The organism is Rubripirellula tenax, from assembly GCF_007860125.1.
Taxonomy (GTDB): domain Bacteria; phylum Planctomycetota; class Planctomycetia; order Pirellulales; family Pirellulaceae; genus Rubripirellula; species Rubripirellula tenax.
This window is the reverse complement of the sequence record NZ_SJPW01000002.1, coordinates 933,485-950,762: the sequence shown is the minus strand read 5'-3', so window position 1 is coordinate 950,762 and position 17,278 is coordinate 933,485. Positions and strand designations below refer to the sequence as shown.

At 55.9% G+C, this 17,278-nt stretch carries 11 protein-coding genes; 6 read left to right on the top strand and 5 right to left on the bottom strand.

The window, feature by feature from the left end; all coding sequences use genetic code 11:
- The first annotated feature begins 4 nt into the window (after positions 1–4).
- The 3 genes from Poly51_RS09315 (at position 5) to Poly51_RS09305 (ending at position 7,557) form a co-directional block, all read left to right on the top strand.
- The gene (locus Poly51_RS09315; protein ID WP_186775434.1) at positions 5–298 is read left to right on the top strand and encodes a helix-turn-helix domain-containing protein; all 294 of its coding nucleotides are present in this window, start codon (positions 5–7) and stop codon (positions 296–298) included.
- Positions 299–489: 191 nt separating this feature from the next.
- The gene (locus tag Poly51_RS09310; RefSeq protein WP_186775433.1) at positions 490–3,387 is read left to right on the top strand and encodes a chemotaxis protein CheB; all 2,898 of its coding nucleotides are present in this window, start codon (positions 490–492) and stop codon (positions 3,385–3,387) included.
- A 63-nt stretch (positions 3,388–3,450) separates the two neighbouring features.
- Positions 3,451–7,557 (top strand): CheR family methyltransferase, encoded by a 4,107-nt coding sequence (locus tag Poly51_RS09305; protein WP_146456565.1) that lies wholly within the window; start codon positions 3,451–3,453, stop codon positions 7,555–7,557.
- Positions 7,558–7,591: 34 nt separating this feature from the next.
- Here Poly51_RS09305 and Poly51_RS09300 read toward each other — a convergent pair whose 3' ends face one another.
- Both Poly51_RS09300 and Poly51_RS09295 read right to left on the bottom strand, forming a co-directional pair.
- Positions 7,592–7,930: a hypothetical protein gene (locus Poly51_RS09300; protein ID WP_146456563.1), complete on the bottom strand. Its 339-nt coding sequence runs from the start codon at positions 7,928–7,930 to the stop codon at positions 7,592–7,594.
- A 77-nt stretch (positions 7,931–8,007) separates the two neighbouring features.
- Positions 8,008–8,769: a response regulator gene (locus Poly51_RS09295; RefSeq protein ID WP_146456561.1), complete on the bottom strand. Its 762-nt coding sequence runs from the start codon at positions 8,767–8,769 to the stop codon at positions 8,008–8,010.
- A gap of 609 nt (positions 8,770–9,378) precedes the next feature.
- Here Poly51_RS09295 and Poly51_RS09290 point away from each other — a divergent pair.
- Positions 9,379–10,371 carry a Gfo/Idh/MocA family protein gene (locus tag Poly51_RS09290; protein WP_146456559.1) on the top strand — a complete coding sequence of 331 codons (993 nt, stop codon included), beginning with the start codon at positions 9,379–9,381 and terminating at the stop codon, positions 10,369–10,371.
- On the opposite strand, the gene Poly51_RS09285 is transcribed toward Poly51_RS09290, so the two are convergent.
- Both Poly51_RS09285 and nadC read right to left on the bottom strand, forming a co-directional pair.
- Complete coding sequence (locus tag Poly51_RS09285) at positions 10,349–11,749, bottom strand: undecaprenyl-phosphate glucose phosphotransferase (RefSeq protein ID WP_246114374.1); 1,401 nt, start codon at positions 11,747–11,749, stop codon at positions 10,349–10,351. The two genes, Poly51_RS09290 and Poly51_RS09285, sit on opposite strands and share 23 nt — an antisense overlap.
- A 95-nt stretch (positions 11,750–11,844) precedes the next feature.
- The gene (gene nadC, locus Poly51_RS09280; protein ID WP_146456557.1) at positions 11,845–12,774 is read right to left on the bottom strand and encodes a carboxylating nicotinate-nucleotide diphosphorylase; all 930 of its coding nucleotides are present in this window, start codon (positions 12,772–12,774) and stop codon (positions 11,845–11,847) included.
- Between the two features lie 117 nt (positions 12,775–12,891).
- Between nadC and Poly51_RS09275 the strand changes: the two genes are divergently transcribed.
- Together Poly51_RS09275 and uvrB are read left to right on the top strand one after the other, a co-directional pair.
- Positions 12,892–13,281, top strand: coding sequence for a ComEA family DNA-binding protein (locus Poly51_RS09275; RefSeq protein ID WP_246114373.1), 390 nt, complete (start codon positions 12,892–12,894; stop codon positions 13,279–13,281).
- A 115-nt stretch (positions 13,282–13,396) separates the two neighbouring features.
- Complete coding sequence (gene uvrB / locus Poly51_RS09270; RefSeq protein WP_146456553.1) at positions 13,397–15,532, top strand: excinuclease ABC subunit UvrB; 2,136 nt, start codon at positions 13,397–13,399, stop codon at positions 15,530–15,532.
- Positions 15,533–15,545: 13 nt separating this feature from the next.
- On the opposite strand, the gene Poly51_RS09265 is transcribed toward uvrB, so the two are convergent.
- Positions 15,546–17,267 carry a hypothetical protein gene (locus Poly51_RS09265; protein WP_146456551.1) on the bottom strand — a complete coding sequence of 574 codons (1,722 nt, stop codon included), beginning with the start codon at positions 17,265–17,267 and terminating at the stop codon, positions 15,546–15,548.
- Positions 17,268–17,278 lie beyond the last annotated feature (11 nt).

Below are 17,278 nucleotides of genomic sequence, written 5' to 3'. Positions count from 1 at the left end.
TTCCATGCAACCTCCCAACGACGTTTCGCAATCCTCTTCAGCCAAGAAAGAACGTAATCCATCCTCTCAGACGCCAGAAAGTTCCGAGCGCGCGCCCTGGGAGACTGCACTGATCCAAGAAATTCAGCAACTGTTGAACGACGACTCGGAAATCATCTTGGATGAGATCCATGAACGCGTGGATCGAGTGCTGTTCGATCACGTATTGACCGAGTGCGGAGGCAACATCAGCGAAGCAAGTAAGCGGCTTGGAATCAGCCGTCCAACGCTTCGGAATCGGGTCCGTCAGCTGGGTTGAAATTACTAGCGGAGTGACACGGACTGGAAAAAATATTTCCGCATCCTTGGACGGTCGGATAATTTTTTGGCAGGCTGATACGAGTATTCCGCCAAAATATTCCCAGTGTTTTGCTTGGTATGAAAAATGCGTTTCACTGCATTCCAAGGTTGAGTGCATCCGCATTCACGCGATTCAACCCCAAGAGAACCATGACCGCTCCAAAAGAATCGCTCGAATCCGACCGGACCACCCACTCGGATATTCCCACTCATGTGGTCGGCGTGGGCGCGTCGGCGGGTGGTTTGGAAGCGATCGAACGGTTGTTCCGAAATCTTACTTGGGATACCGGAATGGCCTTCGTCATCGTTCAGCACTTGTCCCCCGACTTCAAGAGTCTGATGGACGAGCTGTTAGCACGGTGGACCGACATGCCCATTCATCGCGTCGACGAGGGCATGCAGGTTCAGGCGAACCATATCTATTTGATCCCTCCGAAGATGGAAATCACCATCGATGGCGACCAGCTGCACCTGGTCTGCAAAAACCCCAGTGATGGACTGTCGCTGCCGATCGACATTTTTTTCCATTCTTTAGCAAGGAGCTGGCAAGCCCAGAGCGTCGCGGTCGTTTTGTCAGGCACCGGCAGCGACGGTTCTCGCGGAATTCGCAGCGTCCACGAAGCGGGCGGACTCGTGATTTCGCAGAGTGTTGAAACGTCGAAGTTCGATGGCATGCCCCGCAGCGCCGAGAACACGGGCGTCGTCGATATGGTGCTCGGGCCCGAAGGCATCGCCGAAACCCTGATTCGATACTCCGGCTTCCCCACCGCCGACAAAACCCAGTTGATCGATAAGCCGATTGTCGTTGACGAGGACTCGATGAATCGGCTGCTGCGATTGTTGCGAGACGAATGTGGAATCGACTTTGCTTTCTACAAATCCGCCACCGTGATGCGACGAATCGAACGACGCGTGCTGCTGAGCCAATCCGTCGACTTCGATGACTATGTGGAACTGCTAGACGACGATCGCGATGAACTCAACTCGCTCTACAAAGATCTGTTGATTGGTGTTACCCAGTTCTTTCGCGATCCGGCCGCCTACGATCGTTTGCAATTGGAAGTGCTGCCCGACCTGCTGAAAGACCTTGAACCGGGTTGCCAGTTTCGAGCCTGGGTGGCCGGTTGCGCGACAGGGGAAGAAGCGTACTCGCTGGCGATCTTGGTTTACGAGTTGCTCGAAGAGCTGAACCTGCAATTGGACGTCAAAATTTTTGCCACTGACGTCCACAAAGCTTCGCTCGACATTGCCAGTGCAGGAATCTACATCGAAAACAACTTGTCCGAGATGACTCTGGAACGCCGTCGCCGCTTCTTTACGCGGACTGCCCACGGGTACCAGTTGTCGCCTGAAATTCGGCAGATGATCGTCTTTGCACCGCACAACGTGATCGTCGACGCACCGTTTACGAAACTGGACTTTGTGTCGTGTCGCAACATGCTGATTTACTTTCAAAACGAAGTGCAAGCTCGCGTAATCACGCTGTTCCACTTTGCATTGAAGAAGAATGGGGTGTTGTGGCTCGGACCCAGTGAAACTTTGGGAGAAATTGCTGCCGAGTTCGCAACCGTAGACCGGCACTGGAAGATCTATCGCAAGCGACGCGACGTTCGATTGACTCGCGAATTAAGTCTCGCGATTCCGAATGATCGTGGGCTCAGCCTCAGCAGCAGTCGTCAGGTCGCGGCAAACCAAACGGCGTCGTCGATGGTGGATAGGTCGCTGGCAAACGCGTACGACCAACTGCTCGAAACTCACATGCCCGCCGGTGTGTTGTTGGATGATCAGCGCCGTTTGGTCCACTTGTTTGGGAATGCGATGACCTACGTGCAACTCAAGCCCGGGCGACCGACCGCCGACGCACTCGAGTGGTTCCCGCCGCGTCTGCGTGCCGCCGCGTCGGGTGGGTTGCATCGCGCCGCGCGCGAACTCGAAACGGTTCACTTCAACGGACTGAAGATGGATGAGGACGAAAACTCGCCGATTCTGCGGATGGGGATCCAGCCCATTGTTTCCAAAGAAAATGACGCGACATATTTCATGATCACATTTACACCGATGGATCCGATCATCAGCGATGGTAGCACGGAATTGCAGGTCGGCGACGTTTCAAGCGATCGGCTGACAACGTTGGAGTCGGAGCTGACGCTGATGCGAGAGAACTTGCAGTCAGCGATCGAGGAACTTGAGACCAGCAACGAGGAATTGCAGGCAACGAACGAAGAGATGGTTGCATCCAATGAAGAGTTGCAATCGACCAACGAGGAACTGCACAGCGTCAACGAAGAGCTGTACACGGTCAACGGCGAATACCAAAAGAAGATTGGCGAGTTGACGGAACTGACCGATGACATGAACCACTTGTTCGAGCACATGGACGCCGGGTTGCTGTTCCTGGATTCCGATATGAACGTACGTAAGTTCACACCCTCGATCGCGAGCGTGTTCAGCTTGCTGCCGCAAGACCTTGGTCGTTCCTTCGGCTCGTTCACGCACCGGTTGAATCGCCCCCAACTTGCCGACGATATTTCGTCGGTCTTGAAGACGCAGAAACCGTTCGAGAAGGAGATCAAGACTGACAATGGCGAGTGGTATCAGATGCAGATCCAGCCCTATCGGTCGCGCGGTCGGATCGACGGCGTGGTGTTGGAGCTATTCGAGATCACGAACATCAAAAAGAACCGACGTCAGCTCAATCGCAGTGTGGAGCAATTTCGGGCGGCGATCGAACCTTTGCACATTGGAATCGCGATCCGCAAAACGGAGGGGGCCTACACCTTTGCCAATCAAGCTTTCGCAGATGTTTTCGCGACGACCTGTGAAAAAATAGTGGGAAAGACCGATGCAGACTTGTTCAGCGAGCCGCTTGCCAAATTGCTTCAAAAGGCGAGTGCCGTAGCGATTGCCCAACGCAAGTCCGTGACATCCAAGGCGTTCGCGCCCGAAGGCGACGACGAAAAGATCACGGTTACGTTCACGCCGATCTGTGACGACGCCAACGCCATCGACGCACTCGGTGTCCGGATCACACCTGTGAAGCCCGTGTAGTTTTCTTACCATCCCAAATTTCGCTAACACCCTGCGCGACATCCGTAACTCGAAAACGATTTCATGGACGACCTGACCAACCAACTTGAATCTGCGGCTCGCCAACAGCCCGCGGGTGCGGACGACAAAAGCCCCACTTACGTCGTTGGCATCGGCGCATCCGCGGGTGGTCTGGAGGCACTCGAACAATTGTTTGATCGACTGCCCGGCGATACTGGTATGGCGTTTGTTGTGGTCCAGCACTTGTCACCGGACCACAAAAGCTTGATGGATGAAATCATTCGTCGGCATACCGAGATGGCCGTGTTCCGCGTCACCAATGGCATGGAAGTCCGACGCAACGCGGTCTATTTGATCCCGGCCGGCAAAGAGATGATTATTTCGGAAGGGTGCCTGCTGATCACGGACAAAGATCGGGGTGAAATGCTGACGTTACCGATCGATCACTTCTTTCGATCGTTGGCGCACGATTGCGAATCCAACGCGATCGCGATCGTTTTGTCCGGAAGCGGAAGCGACGGTTCACGCGGTGTTCGCGACGTCCACAATGCCGGCGGGCTGGTCATCACTCAAGACGTTGTTTCGTCGGCTTTCGATAGTATGCCAATCAATTCGCAAGATACCGGCGTCGTCGATATCATCGGCAACCCCATCGAAATCGCCGATTCGTTGCTGCGGCTGGTCAAGCATCCGTTGCAACACGGTGGGGCCAAAGTCATCGTTCCCGAGGTTCCCGAAGACGGGATCAAGCGAGTCTTGCGAGAGATTCGTGACCATTACGGCATCGACTTTACGTACTACAAACCGACGACGGTCGTTCGCCGAATCGAACGGCGATTGCTACTCAACCATGCCAATAGTCTGGACGATTACGTCGCCAATGTGCTCGAAGACTCCGAAGAGCTAAACCTGTTGTACAAGGATCTGTTGATCGGCGTGACACAGTTCTTTCGCGACATCGAAGCATTTAAAGTCATTGAAGAGAAGGTGATTCCGGAGATCATCCTGAAAATCCCTGAGCAGCAAGAGATCCGCGTTTGGTCGGCGGCTTGCGCGACCGGCGAAGAAGCGTATTCTCTGGCGATCATCATTCACGAGCGATTGACGGCGATGAATCGGCCGATCAACGTTCGCGTCTTCGCCACCGATGTTCATAAAACGTCGCTCGATTTCGCCAGCGCCGGTGTCTATCCCGACGCTGCGTTCATCGATGTTTCGTTGGAGCGAAAGAATCGGTACTTTTCAAGGACCAACGACGGTTGGCGAATCGTGCCCGAGATTCGCAACATGGTCGTCTTTGCGCCACACAATTTAATCAAAGACGCTCCGTTTACGCGATTGGATCTGATCACGTGTCGCAACATGCTGATCTATCTGCAGCCCCTGGCCCAGAAGAAAGTGCTTTCACTGTTTCACTTTGCTCTGAAAACCGGTGGAACGCTGTTTCTGGGTCCCAGTGAAACGACCGGAGATTTGATCGAAGAGTTCGATGTTGTCGACAAAGCATGGCGGGTTAGTCGCAAACGACGTGACATCCGACTGACTGCGGACCTGCGTCTTCCCGCTGGTCGCGGGCCGATGCAGAACCGTGCCCAGATCGACGCGTCGGCGAATCAGTTTTCAATCCGAACGCATTCCACGCCGGTCGCAGTCAGCGATCGTGAACTGATGAACGCGTATGACGTGATGCTAAACGATTTCGTGCCGACCGCGTTTCTGATGAATGATCGCAACGAACTGGTGCACTCGTTCGGTGATCTGAACCAGATCGTCAAGTTGCCGACGGGACGGGCCACCAACAACGTGCTGGATATGTTGCCGACGGATTTGCGAACGATGATCATCGGCGCGATTCACCAGGCTTCTAGGACAGGTGAGAAGGTCACATTCGACCGCGTTTTTGTGAAAATTCCCGGCACAGGCGAAGCCACCAAGCCCGCAGCCGCAGACTCTCTTTTTCGGGTTACGGTCCGGCGAATTCTGCATCGCACTGGCGGTGGATACTATTCCTTTGTTGCACGGCAACCGATCAACGACTCGGTGCAACCAACGACGCAGGACCCGACGGAAGTCGCGGTCGCCGCCGGCGCGATGATCGTCGACGATTTGTCTCGCAATCGAATTCGTTTGCTGGAAACCGAACTTCGCCACAGTGGCGAGAATCTGCAAGCGACGATTGAAGAGCTAGAGTCCAGCAACGAGGAACTGCAAGCGACCAACGAAGAAATGGTGGCGTCCAACGAAGAGTTGCAATCGACCAATGAAGAGCTGCACAGCGTCAACGAAGAACTGTACACGGTCAACGCGGAGTACCAAAACAAGATCGTGGAGCTGACGGAGTTGACCCAGGACATGGACAACCTGCTTAACAGCACCGATGTTCACACGCTGTTCTTAGATGAAGAACTATGCATTCGAAAATTCACTTCTCGGATGGGCAAGGCGTTCAACCTGATCACTTCCGATGTCGGACGTAGCATTACGGGATTTTCGCACAACATCCCGTCCGACGACCTAATGGACAAACTGACGGACGTTTTGCAGAACGACAAGCGTTACGAGGAAGAAATTCGAATGCCCGATGGAGGCCACTTCCTGATGCGAGTGCTGCCTTATCGTGGGGAATCCATTCGCATGGGCGTCGTTTTGACTCTGCTGGACATCACCCAGTCGAAGCATGCAGAAGCTCGTTTTCGGGCAACGTTTGACAACGCCGCCGTCGGGATTGCGCACGTCGCGGCGGACGGCCAGTGGCTGCGCGTCAACGACCGACTCTGCGCGATCCTGGGTTACGACCGGGAAGAATTGCTCACGAAGACATTCACGGACGTTACCTATGCAGACGACTTGGAACTGGACGAACAAAAGTATGACGCTTTGAATTCAGGGAAGATCGACCGCTACTCACTTGAAAAGCGATACGTGCGAAAGGACGGCGATCTGGTATGGATTTCCTTGACCGTGTCGTTGCAGCGAGACCCCACGGGGGAACCTCAGTTCGCAATCGCAGTGGTGCAAGATATTTCTAAGCGAAAGGTTTTCGAGCAGGGTTTGACCGAAGCCGTGGAACAACGTGACCGGTTTCTGGCAACGTTGTCTCACGAGTTGCGAAATCCGTTGGCTGCGGTTCGTCATGCGACCAAATTGGTTCATCACCCCGACGCGTCCATCGAACAACGCGAACAGGCGATGAAGACGATCGACCGCCAAACTGAGCAGATGACGTGTTTGTTGGAAGACTTGCTTGACGTTTCACGCGTGACCCAAGGCAAGGTCGTTTATGAAATGAAACCGTTGGACATGCGAGACGTGTTGGCGGACGCCCGCGACGCGATGCAGTCTCGCGTTGAAGAAGCCGGTCACCGTTTGAAAGTGAAGGTTCCCAAAGTACCGGTGACGGTGATGGGAGATGAATCGCGATTGCTGCAGGTGGTTGAAAATTTGCTTGCCAATTCGTGCAAGTACACCGATGACGGTGGCGAGATTACTCTGTCGCTTCGCCGCTATAACGGCCAGTGTATTGTGAAGGTGATCGACAATGGCCGTGGGATCGAATCCGGCTTGGTCGAGAACGTATTTGATATGTTCGTCCAATCCGATAGCGAATTGGCTCGAAGCCAAGGCGGCATGGGACTGGGATTGACCGTGGTCCGATCTCTGATCGAACGTCACGAAGGCACGATCACCGCCTGCAGCCCAGGTCTGGGCCAAGGATCCACTTTCACGATTCGGTTACCGCTAACGGAAGAGGAGGTCGAGGAGCAGCAGGTTACCGAAGCCCCGCGTTTGGATCGCGTGCCCCATAGCGGTCCGATCCCAATCGTATTGATCGAAGACAACGAGGACGCTCGCGAGATGCTGCAGGATTTCTTGGAACTGGAAGGCTACCAGGTCACCGCTTGCCCGGACGGTCGTGCCGGGCTGACCGCTTTGATTCAAATCTTGCCATCGATTGCCTTGGTCGACATCGGTTTGCCAGAGTTAACCGGTTACGAAGTCGCCCAGCAATTCCGCGCCGCGTGCCCCGACGCCGACGTGTACCTGATCGCCCTGAGCGGTTATGGCCAAACCGGGGACATGATCAAAGCCGAAGAAGCCGGCTTCGACAGTCACATGACGAAGCCCATCGATCCGGACGAGCTAGTCAAACGGCTAGCCGACCTCGGCTAGCCAACTGTCGTCCGATTTCGGATTCATCATTTCACTAATGAATCCCAAGCCCGCGCAGCGATCGGACCGCCCTAGGCAGTAGTTGGATCGCGGCATCGTTTCGATCGGTCGCCAGCATTCCGTCCAAGCAATCAAGCGAAATGATGGCGTTGTTTAGCAAATTGTTCCAAGCATGCAACGTCACGGAGGACCGGATCGCTGCCGACTCAGGAAACCTTTCAATCGCTTCGCTGCGCAACTGATCTAGCAAGTCGATGTAGAAATGAATCTGTTTGACGCTCGCTTGCATCGACTCGCCCGACGAATCCGCCAGGAATGATTGCTCGAGGGTGCTTAGACTGGCAGGACACGCACCGCTATCCGTCGCTGTCATGATCGAAATCCATTTCGTTTTGAGTACGTTTCAACCATCGCCGACAAATCGAAGCGAAGTCAGGCAGTGAAGCGAAATCAGGCGCTGACGGCGACCGACTTGGCAAGATCGCTTGCGAATAAGCTGGGGTCCAGTGGTTTGCTGAACCATTGTTGAATGCCATGCTCGCCGACCGTCACGTTAACGCCATCCTGATCTTCGCCACTGACCATGTACAACTTGATCCCGTTGTAGGCCGGGTTGCTGCGAATCGCGGACACGGTGCTGGGGCCGTCCAAGCCGGGCATGTTGACGTCCAAAAGTACGATGTCGGGATGCGAATTTTCCGCCAAGTAACCCAGCGCCGCGTGGCCGTTGCCAACCGCGTCGACTTGGTAGCCGCACATTTCTAAGAAGCCCTTCATCAACTGACGCTCGTTTATGTTGTCTTCGACAACCAATGCACGGCACGGGGAATCCTTTCCAAGTTCCTTGCGAACGCCAACGGGAACAGTCGCCATCTGATCCAAATTGCTCAACGCCCCCAACGCACGCGTAAGCGTCTTTTCCGCTTTGTCCGTGTCGCCCGCATCGAGTTGTCGCTGCAGCATGTGCAGGGCAAGCTTGGCTGTATGAATTTGGTTGCGAAGTTCATGGCGCTCTTCAGGATTTTGCGAAGAGGTGTTTGTCGACGCCTGTTCCGCTTCGACGCGATCGATTTCGCCGCGAAGAATTGCGACCTCTCGGGGGGCGTCCACACCGACTTTCACGGTCTTCCCATTGACGCTAAGAATTTCAACCTTGATTCCAAGGTTGGGGAAGTGGACGCTTTGGTCGGCTTTGCGAGAAAGTACCAGCATGTTGGTTTCCTTACCGAGCCGTCCATCAAACGAACGCCTCAGTCCATTGAGGTGAATTTGCCTGCTAACTTCGCGGCACGCTGCCACGAAAGTAAACAGGGCAATTGCCCAACATCTTGTCAGGCACGCCGTGTAAGACGCACGAAAGGATCCATCCAGGCGGTTTGCCACTGAGCCGAGCAATGTATCTTGGAAAACCGATTCCACCTAGAGCAGATGGCGTCTCGGTCTGGCAAAACATTTTCCAGTTACAACGAGGTGCGTTTGAACCCGGGGACGGCAATTTCTATGAAGAAGCGTGTCTCTGCATCGCCACTGTCGGTTGTGTTTTTGGGCTTTGCACATTTCGAAAAAGTGAGTCGCCCTGACGTTCGCCATGATTCGCTTGACGTCGTCTCGGAACCTGCTTCGTTTGTTGGATAGCGATCGTGGTGGTTTGCGTATCACATCAAAAAACTCAGATTCGTTACACTTCGGACGTTCGCATGCGTGTGGCCGTACCCGCCATGGTTGGCGGGACGAGTGACCACCACTGCTAGGCGGTGGGGAGAATTCGGCCGCGAATTCAATTGATATCATCCGGCGTCCTTCATCAGCCTTCCAAAATTCATGTCTGGTTCCATCACTCGTTTCGGCGTCATCGGCACCGGACGGATCACTCGCCGTTTGGTTGCTGACTTGCAGTCGACCGAGGGCGTCGAAGTCACGGCGATCGCAAGTCGTTCGGGCGAACGAGCGCGGTGGTATGGCGATCAGTACGGTATCGGCGCGGGCGTCGAAGGTTACGCGGGATTGCTGAAGCGAGATGATGTCGACGCGGTCTACATTTCGTTGCCGCCGTCGATGCACGCCGAGTGGGCAATCGCCGCGGCGCAAGCTGGGAAGCACGTCTTGTGCGAGAAGCCGTTGACAGTCTCGGTCGCCGAGACGATCGCGGTGGATGACGCGTGTCGCGATGCCGGCGTCCGTTGGCTCGATGCGACAGGATGGTTGCACCACGATCGCACGGACGCCTTTGTGGGCTGGTTGGATGATCAACGATTCGGGAAGTTGGGTCACATCAGCGCATCGGTTTCCTTCTTTCAACCGTTCCAATCCGACGACCACCGTTTGGATGCAACTTTGGGTGGCGGATGCATCTTGGACTTGGGTTGGTACGCCGGCGGACTGGTTCGGTTTGCAACCGGCAAGTTGCCGCTTTGGGTATCGGCGGATGCCGTCATGATTGACGGGGTGTCACAGCGATTGACAGCGATAATGGGCTTCGGAGATGACGTCACCGCAACGCTTAGTTGTGGTTACGACACGGCGACTCGCAAATGGTTCGAGATCGCCGGCAGCGAATCGTCGCTGATCTGTGACGACTTCACGCGGCCTTGGCCCGATCGTCCCGCCAGATGCTGGATTCACGATGCCGCGGGAACCGTCCAATCCGAGACGTTCGAAGGTCATCAAGAACGAAACATGATCACAAAACTTGTCGGCGACAAATCACTGGCTCGTTATCAACGCCAGGCCATCGACACGCAGACGATTTTGGATTCGCTGCAACAATCAATCGATGCCGGCGGCGCGAAAGTCAGTACGCCGCGTCCTTTTTGAGCACGACGCCGACGGTTTGAATCAAGATTTTAATGTCTAGCCACAGCGACCAGCTTCGAATGTAACGGTGGTCCCATTCGACGCGCGCTTCCATCTTGTCTAGCGTCTCGGTCTCGCCGCGGCATCCGTTGACTTGTGCCAGTCCGGTGATGCCCGGTTTGACTTTGTGTCGCAGCATGTAACCGCGGATCAGGCTGCGATATTGTTCGTTGTGCGCGGCCGCATGAGGACGGGGGCCGACCAGCGACATCGTGCCTTCGAGGACATTGAACAATTGCGGCAATTCATCCAAGCTGGTTCGTCGCAGCACGCCACCGACACGCGTGATGCGGGGATCGTCCTTGGTCGCTTGTTTGACCACGGGGCCGTTGTCGCACGTTCGCATCGAACGGAATTTCCAGACCAAAATCTCTTTTCCATCCAAACCATAGCGTCGTTGGCGAAAGAAAACGGGGCCCGGTGACGTGAACTTGACTGCGAACGCGATCGCGGCCATGGGCAGCGCCGCGGTGACCAATGCGGCGGTTGCGATCGCGATATCGGCGACTCGTTTGACGACGCCATCGACGCCGAACAAAGGATTCTCAAACACGCTGACCGCGGGCAATCCGCCGACGCTGGTCCATTGCGAATGCAGCAATTCGAATACGAAGAAGTCGGGAACGATGTAAACCGATACCGTCGAATCGCTGAGTTGATCTAGCAGGTAGCGGATTCGATCCTCGGCGCGCATCGGAAGCGTGATCATGATCGTGTCGATTTCGCCACTGCGCGCTCGCGCGACCAAGTCGGACAGCGAGCCCGTCAAGGTTGCTTCGCATGGATCGTCGTCGCGAGTCTCGATGCGGTCGTCAAAGAAGCCGACCATTTGAAGGCCCAGCGACGGATCGCTTTCTATATTGCGATGCGTTTGACGCCCCAAATCATTCAGTCCGGCGATGGCAACACGACGAACGCCAACTCCGCGGCGATGCATCCCATGTTGGACGATGCGTTGACACATCCGCCCCAATCCGATCATGGCAGGGGCCATCACAATCCATGCAAAGATCACCGAACGATCGAAATGTTGGCCGCAGCGAGTCGCGAAGCCCAGTAAAGCCAACGCCATCACGGTCAGGGTCCAAGTGGCCACCAACCGAGTCATCTCGCGATCCGGCGTGCCAACATCGGAGCGGCGATGGAATCCCGTCAGTTGCGAAATCAGCAAAAATGCCACCACGGCGACCAAGCCCATCGCCATCGCAAGTTCGTCGACCGATCCGCCATCACACCACTTGACGACCGTTAGCGATGCCATGACGGCAGCCGCATCCAATGTGGGTTGAAGCACGTCCCACCAACGGCGTTGGGTGGCAATTGGCGTACGGATTTGCATTGCGAAACGTCAGCTTGGGCGATGGCGTAAGGATTCAACGCAGTCTTCGTTCAACCATGACTCATGGACGAAACGACACTGCTTCTGCCCGAACCCTAGCTTGCGTTTGCGTCAAACCAATCGAAACCCAGGTCCAGGGATGTCGCTTGGTGGGTAAGCGCTCCGCTGCTGATTCGGTCTACGCCTGTGGCGGCGATTGCAGCGATCGTGTCGATTTTGACGTTACCCGATGCTTCCAGTTCCACCGGCGACTTGGCGGCATCGCGAATCGCGACTGCCTCGGCCAACTGATCGAGCGAGAAGTTGTCCAACAGAATGATGTCTACGCCAATCGGCAGCACATCGCGAAATTGATCCAGCGAGTCGACTTCGATCTCGACGATCGATGGCGCATGCATGCGTTCGACGTGACCGCCACGCCACGCAATCGCTTTTTTGGCCGCCTCGCTGGCCAGCATTGGACCACTCGCATCACCGGCCAAGGCCAAGTGATTGTCCTTGATCAGGAACCCGTCATGCAAACCGCTGCGGTGACTGTGCCCGCCACCACAACGGACGGCATACTTTTCGATCAACCGCCATCCCGGTGTCGTCTTGCGCGTATCATACAAACGAGACTTCGTGTCCGCGATCGCTTCGACATAGCGTTTCGTCATCGTCGCAATGCCACACAGTCGTGACAGCACGTTCAAGATCGTTCGTTCGGCAGTCAGCAAATCGCGAACGTTTCCTTCAATGCTAGCGATCGTTTGAAGTGGCACCAAAGGTTGTCCGTCTTCGAGGTGCGTTTCGTAGGAGAGGTCCGCATCAAATTCGTCAACGATCCAGCCGAGCGTGGCGAGACCGGCGCAAATACCGGCTTTTCGCGGCACAATTTGGCAGCCTCCGCGACGATCGGGATCGATCAAACAAACGGTGGTCCAATCGACAGCATCGCGCAAGTCTTCGGCGATCGACAAACGCACGAGTGATCGGACATCGGATTCCATCGTTTCGTCGGGGACGACGGGTGAGTAATCTTTCATGTGAATGGTCGCTTGACGTTACGGATTCGTTAGTATGTTAAGGATCGAAGTTGGTGTCCATGAAACGGACCTGCCAACAATCGTTGGGGCACAGAGATTCAAGGAAGTATGCGAAGCATGACCGAGCAATCCGATCGCGTCGAGTCGCCGTTTGTCAAACCGCCGGTGCAAGGTTTGGTTGTGTTGTTGGTATTCGTGATGATGTTGATGCTGTGGGTCGGTTCGGTGCGAGACCCTTCTTCGACGGGCCCAGGCAGTCCGTTGACCAGACCCTTGTTGATCGATTTGAACGAAGCCGGGACGAACGAGTTGTCGTTGATTCCCGGCGTGGGGCCGGTGCTGGCACATCGCATCGTGGCGGATCGCGACCAAAATGGCAACTTCGCATCGATCGAGGATTTGGACCGAGTTCACGGTGTCGGACCCAAAACGTTGGACAGTTTGCGATCCATCTGTGTGGTGCGATCGTCGCCTCCGGACGACCGAATCGCCACGTCGGACGACTGAAGCACCGATTGACGCACCGACGGGACGTCCGATTCGGCCGGTCTTGTAAGTTTGGATCGCGCGGTAAGATGGGTTCACCACTCTGCCCCTCCCGTTCGCCGGATCGCCCGTCACGATGCCAAAAACCGAAACGAACATCGATACCGATACGGAAGCACTGCCGCCGGCCAACTTCGACTTGCACCAACCGTTCCAGCCCGGTGGCGATCAACCCAAGGCCATCGAGCAACTGACCCGCAATTTTTTGGCGGGTCGGAAAGAACAAGTTCTGTTGGGGGCGACCGGTACCGGCAAGACGTTCACGATGGCCAACGTGATCGCCAACGTCGGCCGCCCCGCGCTAGTGCTCAGCCATAACAAGACCCTGGCCGCCCAACTGTACGGTGAGTTCAAAGAGTTTTTTCCTGCCAACGCGGTTCATTATTTCGTCAGTTACTACGACTACTATCAACCCGAAGCCTACATTCCACAGCGCGACGTTTACATCGAGAAAGATTCATCGATCAATGAGGAAATCGATCGGTTGCGATTGGCCACGACCAGCTCGCTCGTATCTCGCCGCGACGTCGTGATCATTGCGTCGGTCAGCAGTATTTACGGTTTAGGTTCGCCCAAAGAATACAAGGCTCAAATCGTTTCGCTTCAACGGGGCGAGAAGACGCGCCGTGATCACCTGCTGCTGAAGTTTGTCGACATCCTTTACGACCGCAACGACATCAACTTTGAACGCGGCAAGTTTCGCGTACGCGGTGACTCGATCGAACTGTGGCCCAGCTATGAAGAGTTTGCTTACCGGATCGAAATGTGGGGCGACGAGATCGAACAGATCTCGTTGATCAAACCGGTGTCCGGCGAAACGATCAAGACGGTGGATCAGCTTTACATCTATCCGGCCCGTCACTTCGTGATGCCCGAAAACCGCATCCAAGCAGCGATTCGTGTCATCAAAGAGGAATTGGCCCAACAGTTGGAATTGTTCCAGACGCAGGGCAAGTTGCTCGAGGCGCAACGTTTGTCGGCGCGGACTCGATTTGATTTGGAAATGATGGCCGAAGTCGGACATTGTCCGGGTATCGAGAATTACAGCCGCCCGTTGTCGGGTAAGCCACCCGGTTCGTCGCCCGACACGTTGTACGACTTTTTTCCCGAAGACTTTATTACCTTCGTCGATGAATCGCACGTCACGGTGTCGCAGGTCCGTGCGATGTACGCGGGTGACCGCAGCCGAAAAGAAACGTTGGTTTCGCACGGTTTTCGATTGCCCAGCGCGATGGACAATCGGCCGCTGAAGTTTGACGAGTGGGAAGCCCGCACGGGACAGATCTGTTTCGTTAGCGCAACGCCAGCCAACTATGAATTGGAAAGAACCGGCGGCGAAGTGGTCGAGCAGATCATTCGCCCCACCGGACTTCTGGATCCGATCGTGGAAGTTGTTTCGGCGCGGGGGCAGGTCAACCACCTGCTCGACGAAATTCGCAAGCGCGCGGCCGTCGATGAACGCGTTCTGGTGACCGCCCTGACCAAACGATTGGCCGAAGACTTGGCGACGTTCTTCCAGGAACAGAACGTGCGGTGCCGTTGGCTACACAGCGAATTGGACGCGTTCGAGCGGGTCGAGTTGTTGCAGGACCTTCGCGGCGGCGCGTTCGATTGCTTGGTGGGTGTGAACTTGTTGCGAGAGGGATTGGACTTGCCGGAGGTATCGCTGGTCGCGATTTTGGATGCCGACAAAGAAGGGTTCTTGCGCAGCGAGACCAGTCTGATTCAAACGATCGGCCGGGCGGCTCGAAACGCGAATTCGAAAGTGATTCTGTACGCGGACAAGGTCACCGATTCGATGAAGATGGCGATGGACGAGACCGAGCGTCGCCGCGCCGTCCAGCAAGCGTACAACGAAAAACACGGCATCACGCCGGAAACGGTTCGTAAGTCGATTCGCCGTGGCATCGAAGCCGATGCAGCCAAGCGTCGAAAGAACGCCGAAACCGCCAAGGCAGAATCGGACGGAGTCTACATCACGTTGGAATACGTCGAGGCGTTGGAGCAAGAGATGTTAGCCGCGGCGGAAGCCCTGGAATTCGAACGAGCGGCCAGTCTACGAGACCGTGCTTTGCAGTTGAAAGAGAACATCGGCAAACCGCTCAGCGAAGTCGAACATGCGACATCAGCCGGAACCGGCAAAGGTGGTCGGCAAAAGAAAGGACGCAAGGGCGTTCGGACGGGCAGCAAAATCCCGCGTCCGAAAGCCTAGGTCGACCGGCGGTTTAAGCCGCGCGGTCTTGCCGGCGAATTTGTTTCTTCAACCGACGTTTCTCGGTTTTGCTGAGCGAATTCCAATCGATCGAATCGGGGTCGACGTACTCGCCATCATCCGCAGAATCGCCGTCGGCGGCATCTTTGCCATTGGCGTCTTCGGTGTCGCCATCAGCTTCGTTGGCTGTGGCATCTGTTTTCTTGCGACCGAACCATCCACCCAATCCGGAGCGTCGTTTCGCGGGTGCTTCGTCGTCGACATCGCCGTCATTTTCGGCAGCGGTTTCCGGCTCGGATTCGCTTTCCGTTGTGATCGATTCGGTTCGCCGTGCGGCTAGGCCAAGACCGAAACGTCGCTTCTTGGGCGTGGCGGTCTCCGATTCTTCGTTGGCGGCCGCTTCCGTGTCGGCGACGTTTTCATCCGTTGCGTTGTCGTCGGACTTCGCCGCACGCAGTCCGAACCAGCGCCGTTTCGGCTTCGCATTCGCTTCGTCGTCATCCGAATTGTCTGCTCGAATCGGTTCGGGACCGGGTTCCGTTGCTGCCGAACTGAACTCCGGTGCAACGGGTGGTTTGTGACGCAGTCGTCCGAACCATCCTCGCTTCAATTCGCCGTTGGTGTTTTCGTCTTCCGAGTCGGAGTTCGAGTTCGATTTAGCCTTGGCCTTGGTCTTGGTTGCTTCCGCTCGCTTGGCGACTGCTTCGGCCTTCGCTTGTTGGGCAAGTTCCCGTCGCTCGGCACGCGAGGGAGTTGCTTCGGTGTTTCGATTGCGTTTCGTTTTTTCGTTTTCGGCCGATTCGCTTGTCTCGGTTTCGCTTTCGTTCGGTTCGCGGGTGAAAACGCGAAGACGCATTTGTTCCAGTCGATCTCGTAAGGACATGCCGTCGTCGATCTCGCGGACTTCGCGGTACAGCATCCGCAAGTAACCCGACATTGCAATGAACAATGCGGTCGATCCGACCAGTGGGGCGGACGTGACGGCGGTCCAGCGAAGGATCGTTCCATCATCGACGACGTTCCACTGGGCCGCTTGCGAAAACGCCATCGCACCGCACACGGCGATCATGGCAATCAACGCCGAACGGCAGCGGTGCATCTCGGCAACCATCCGCAGCAATACAATGGCACCACTCAGTCCGATCACGACTCGGAGCCAATCGCCGCCGGTCAGCGCCACTCGTTTTCCGAATGCCAGGTCGAGCAGCGATCCGGTCCAGTCGATCAAACCAACCCCCGCATTGACGCAGGCAAGCACCAATACGATCAAAACCAACCGCCAAAGCCGATAGCGTCCCAGATAGTCGTCAAGGCGGTAGCGACGAAGTTGGTACGTCATCAGCGCCACGCCGGCCGAAGCGGCCAAGAGCGTGACCATGAACCAACGTCCAAAACTGTCCGAAGCGTCCAACCGAAAGGGTCTGGCGATTTCAGGACGATACAAAAGCGCCGGCCAAGCTTCCGTCAAATAGTGGGCAACACAGAACAGCAGCGTTGCCGCCGACAATGCCGAAGCCAAGATCGTGTAAGTCCGCCGTTTGACGGGCACCAACGAGAACCATCGTCCGCGCAGCCTACGTTGGACCCGGACGCCGTAGGCGGCGGTGGGGCGTCGGGCTTCGCGCAGCCGTTCGAACTCGCGACGGCTGGCTGCCGTCGAAGTCGTTTGGTCCGCCTGGTGACTCGAATACAGGACCCGTCGCCGGCGATCGTTCGTTCGTCTTACCGTGCTCATTGCAGGCGACA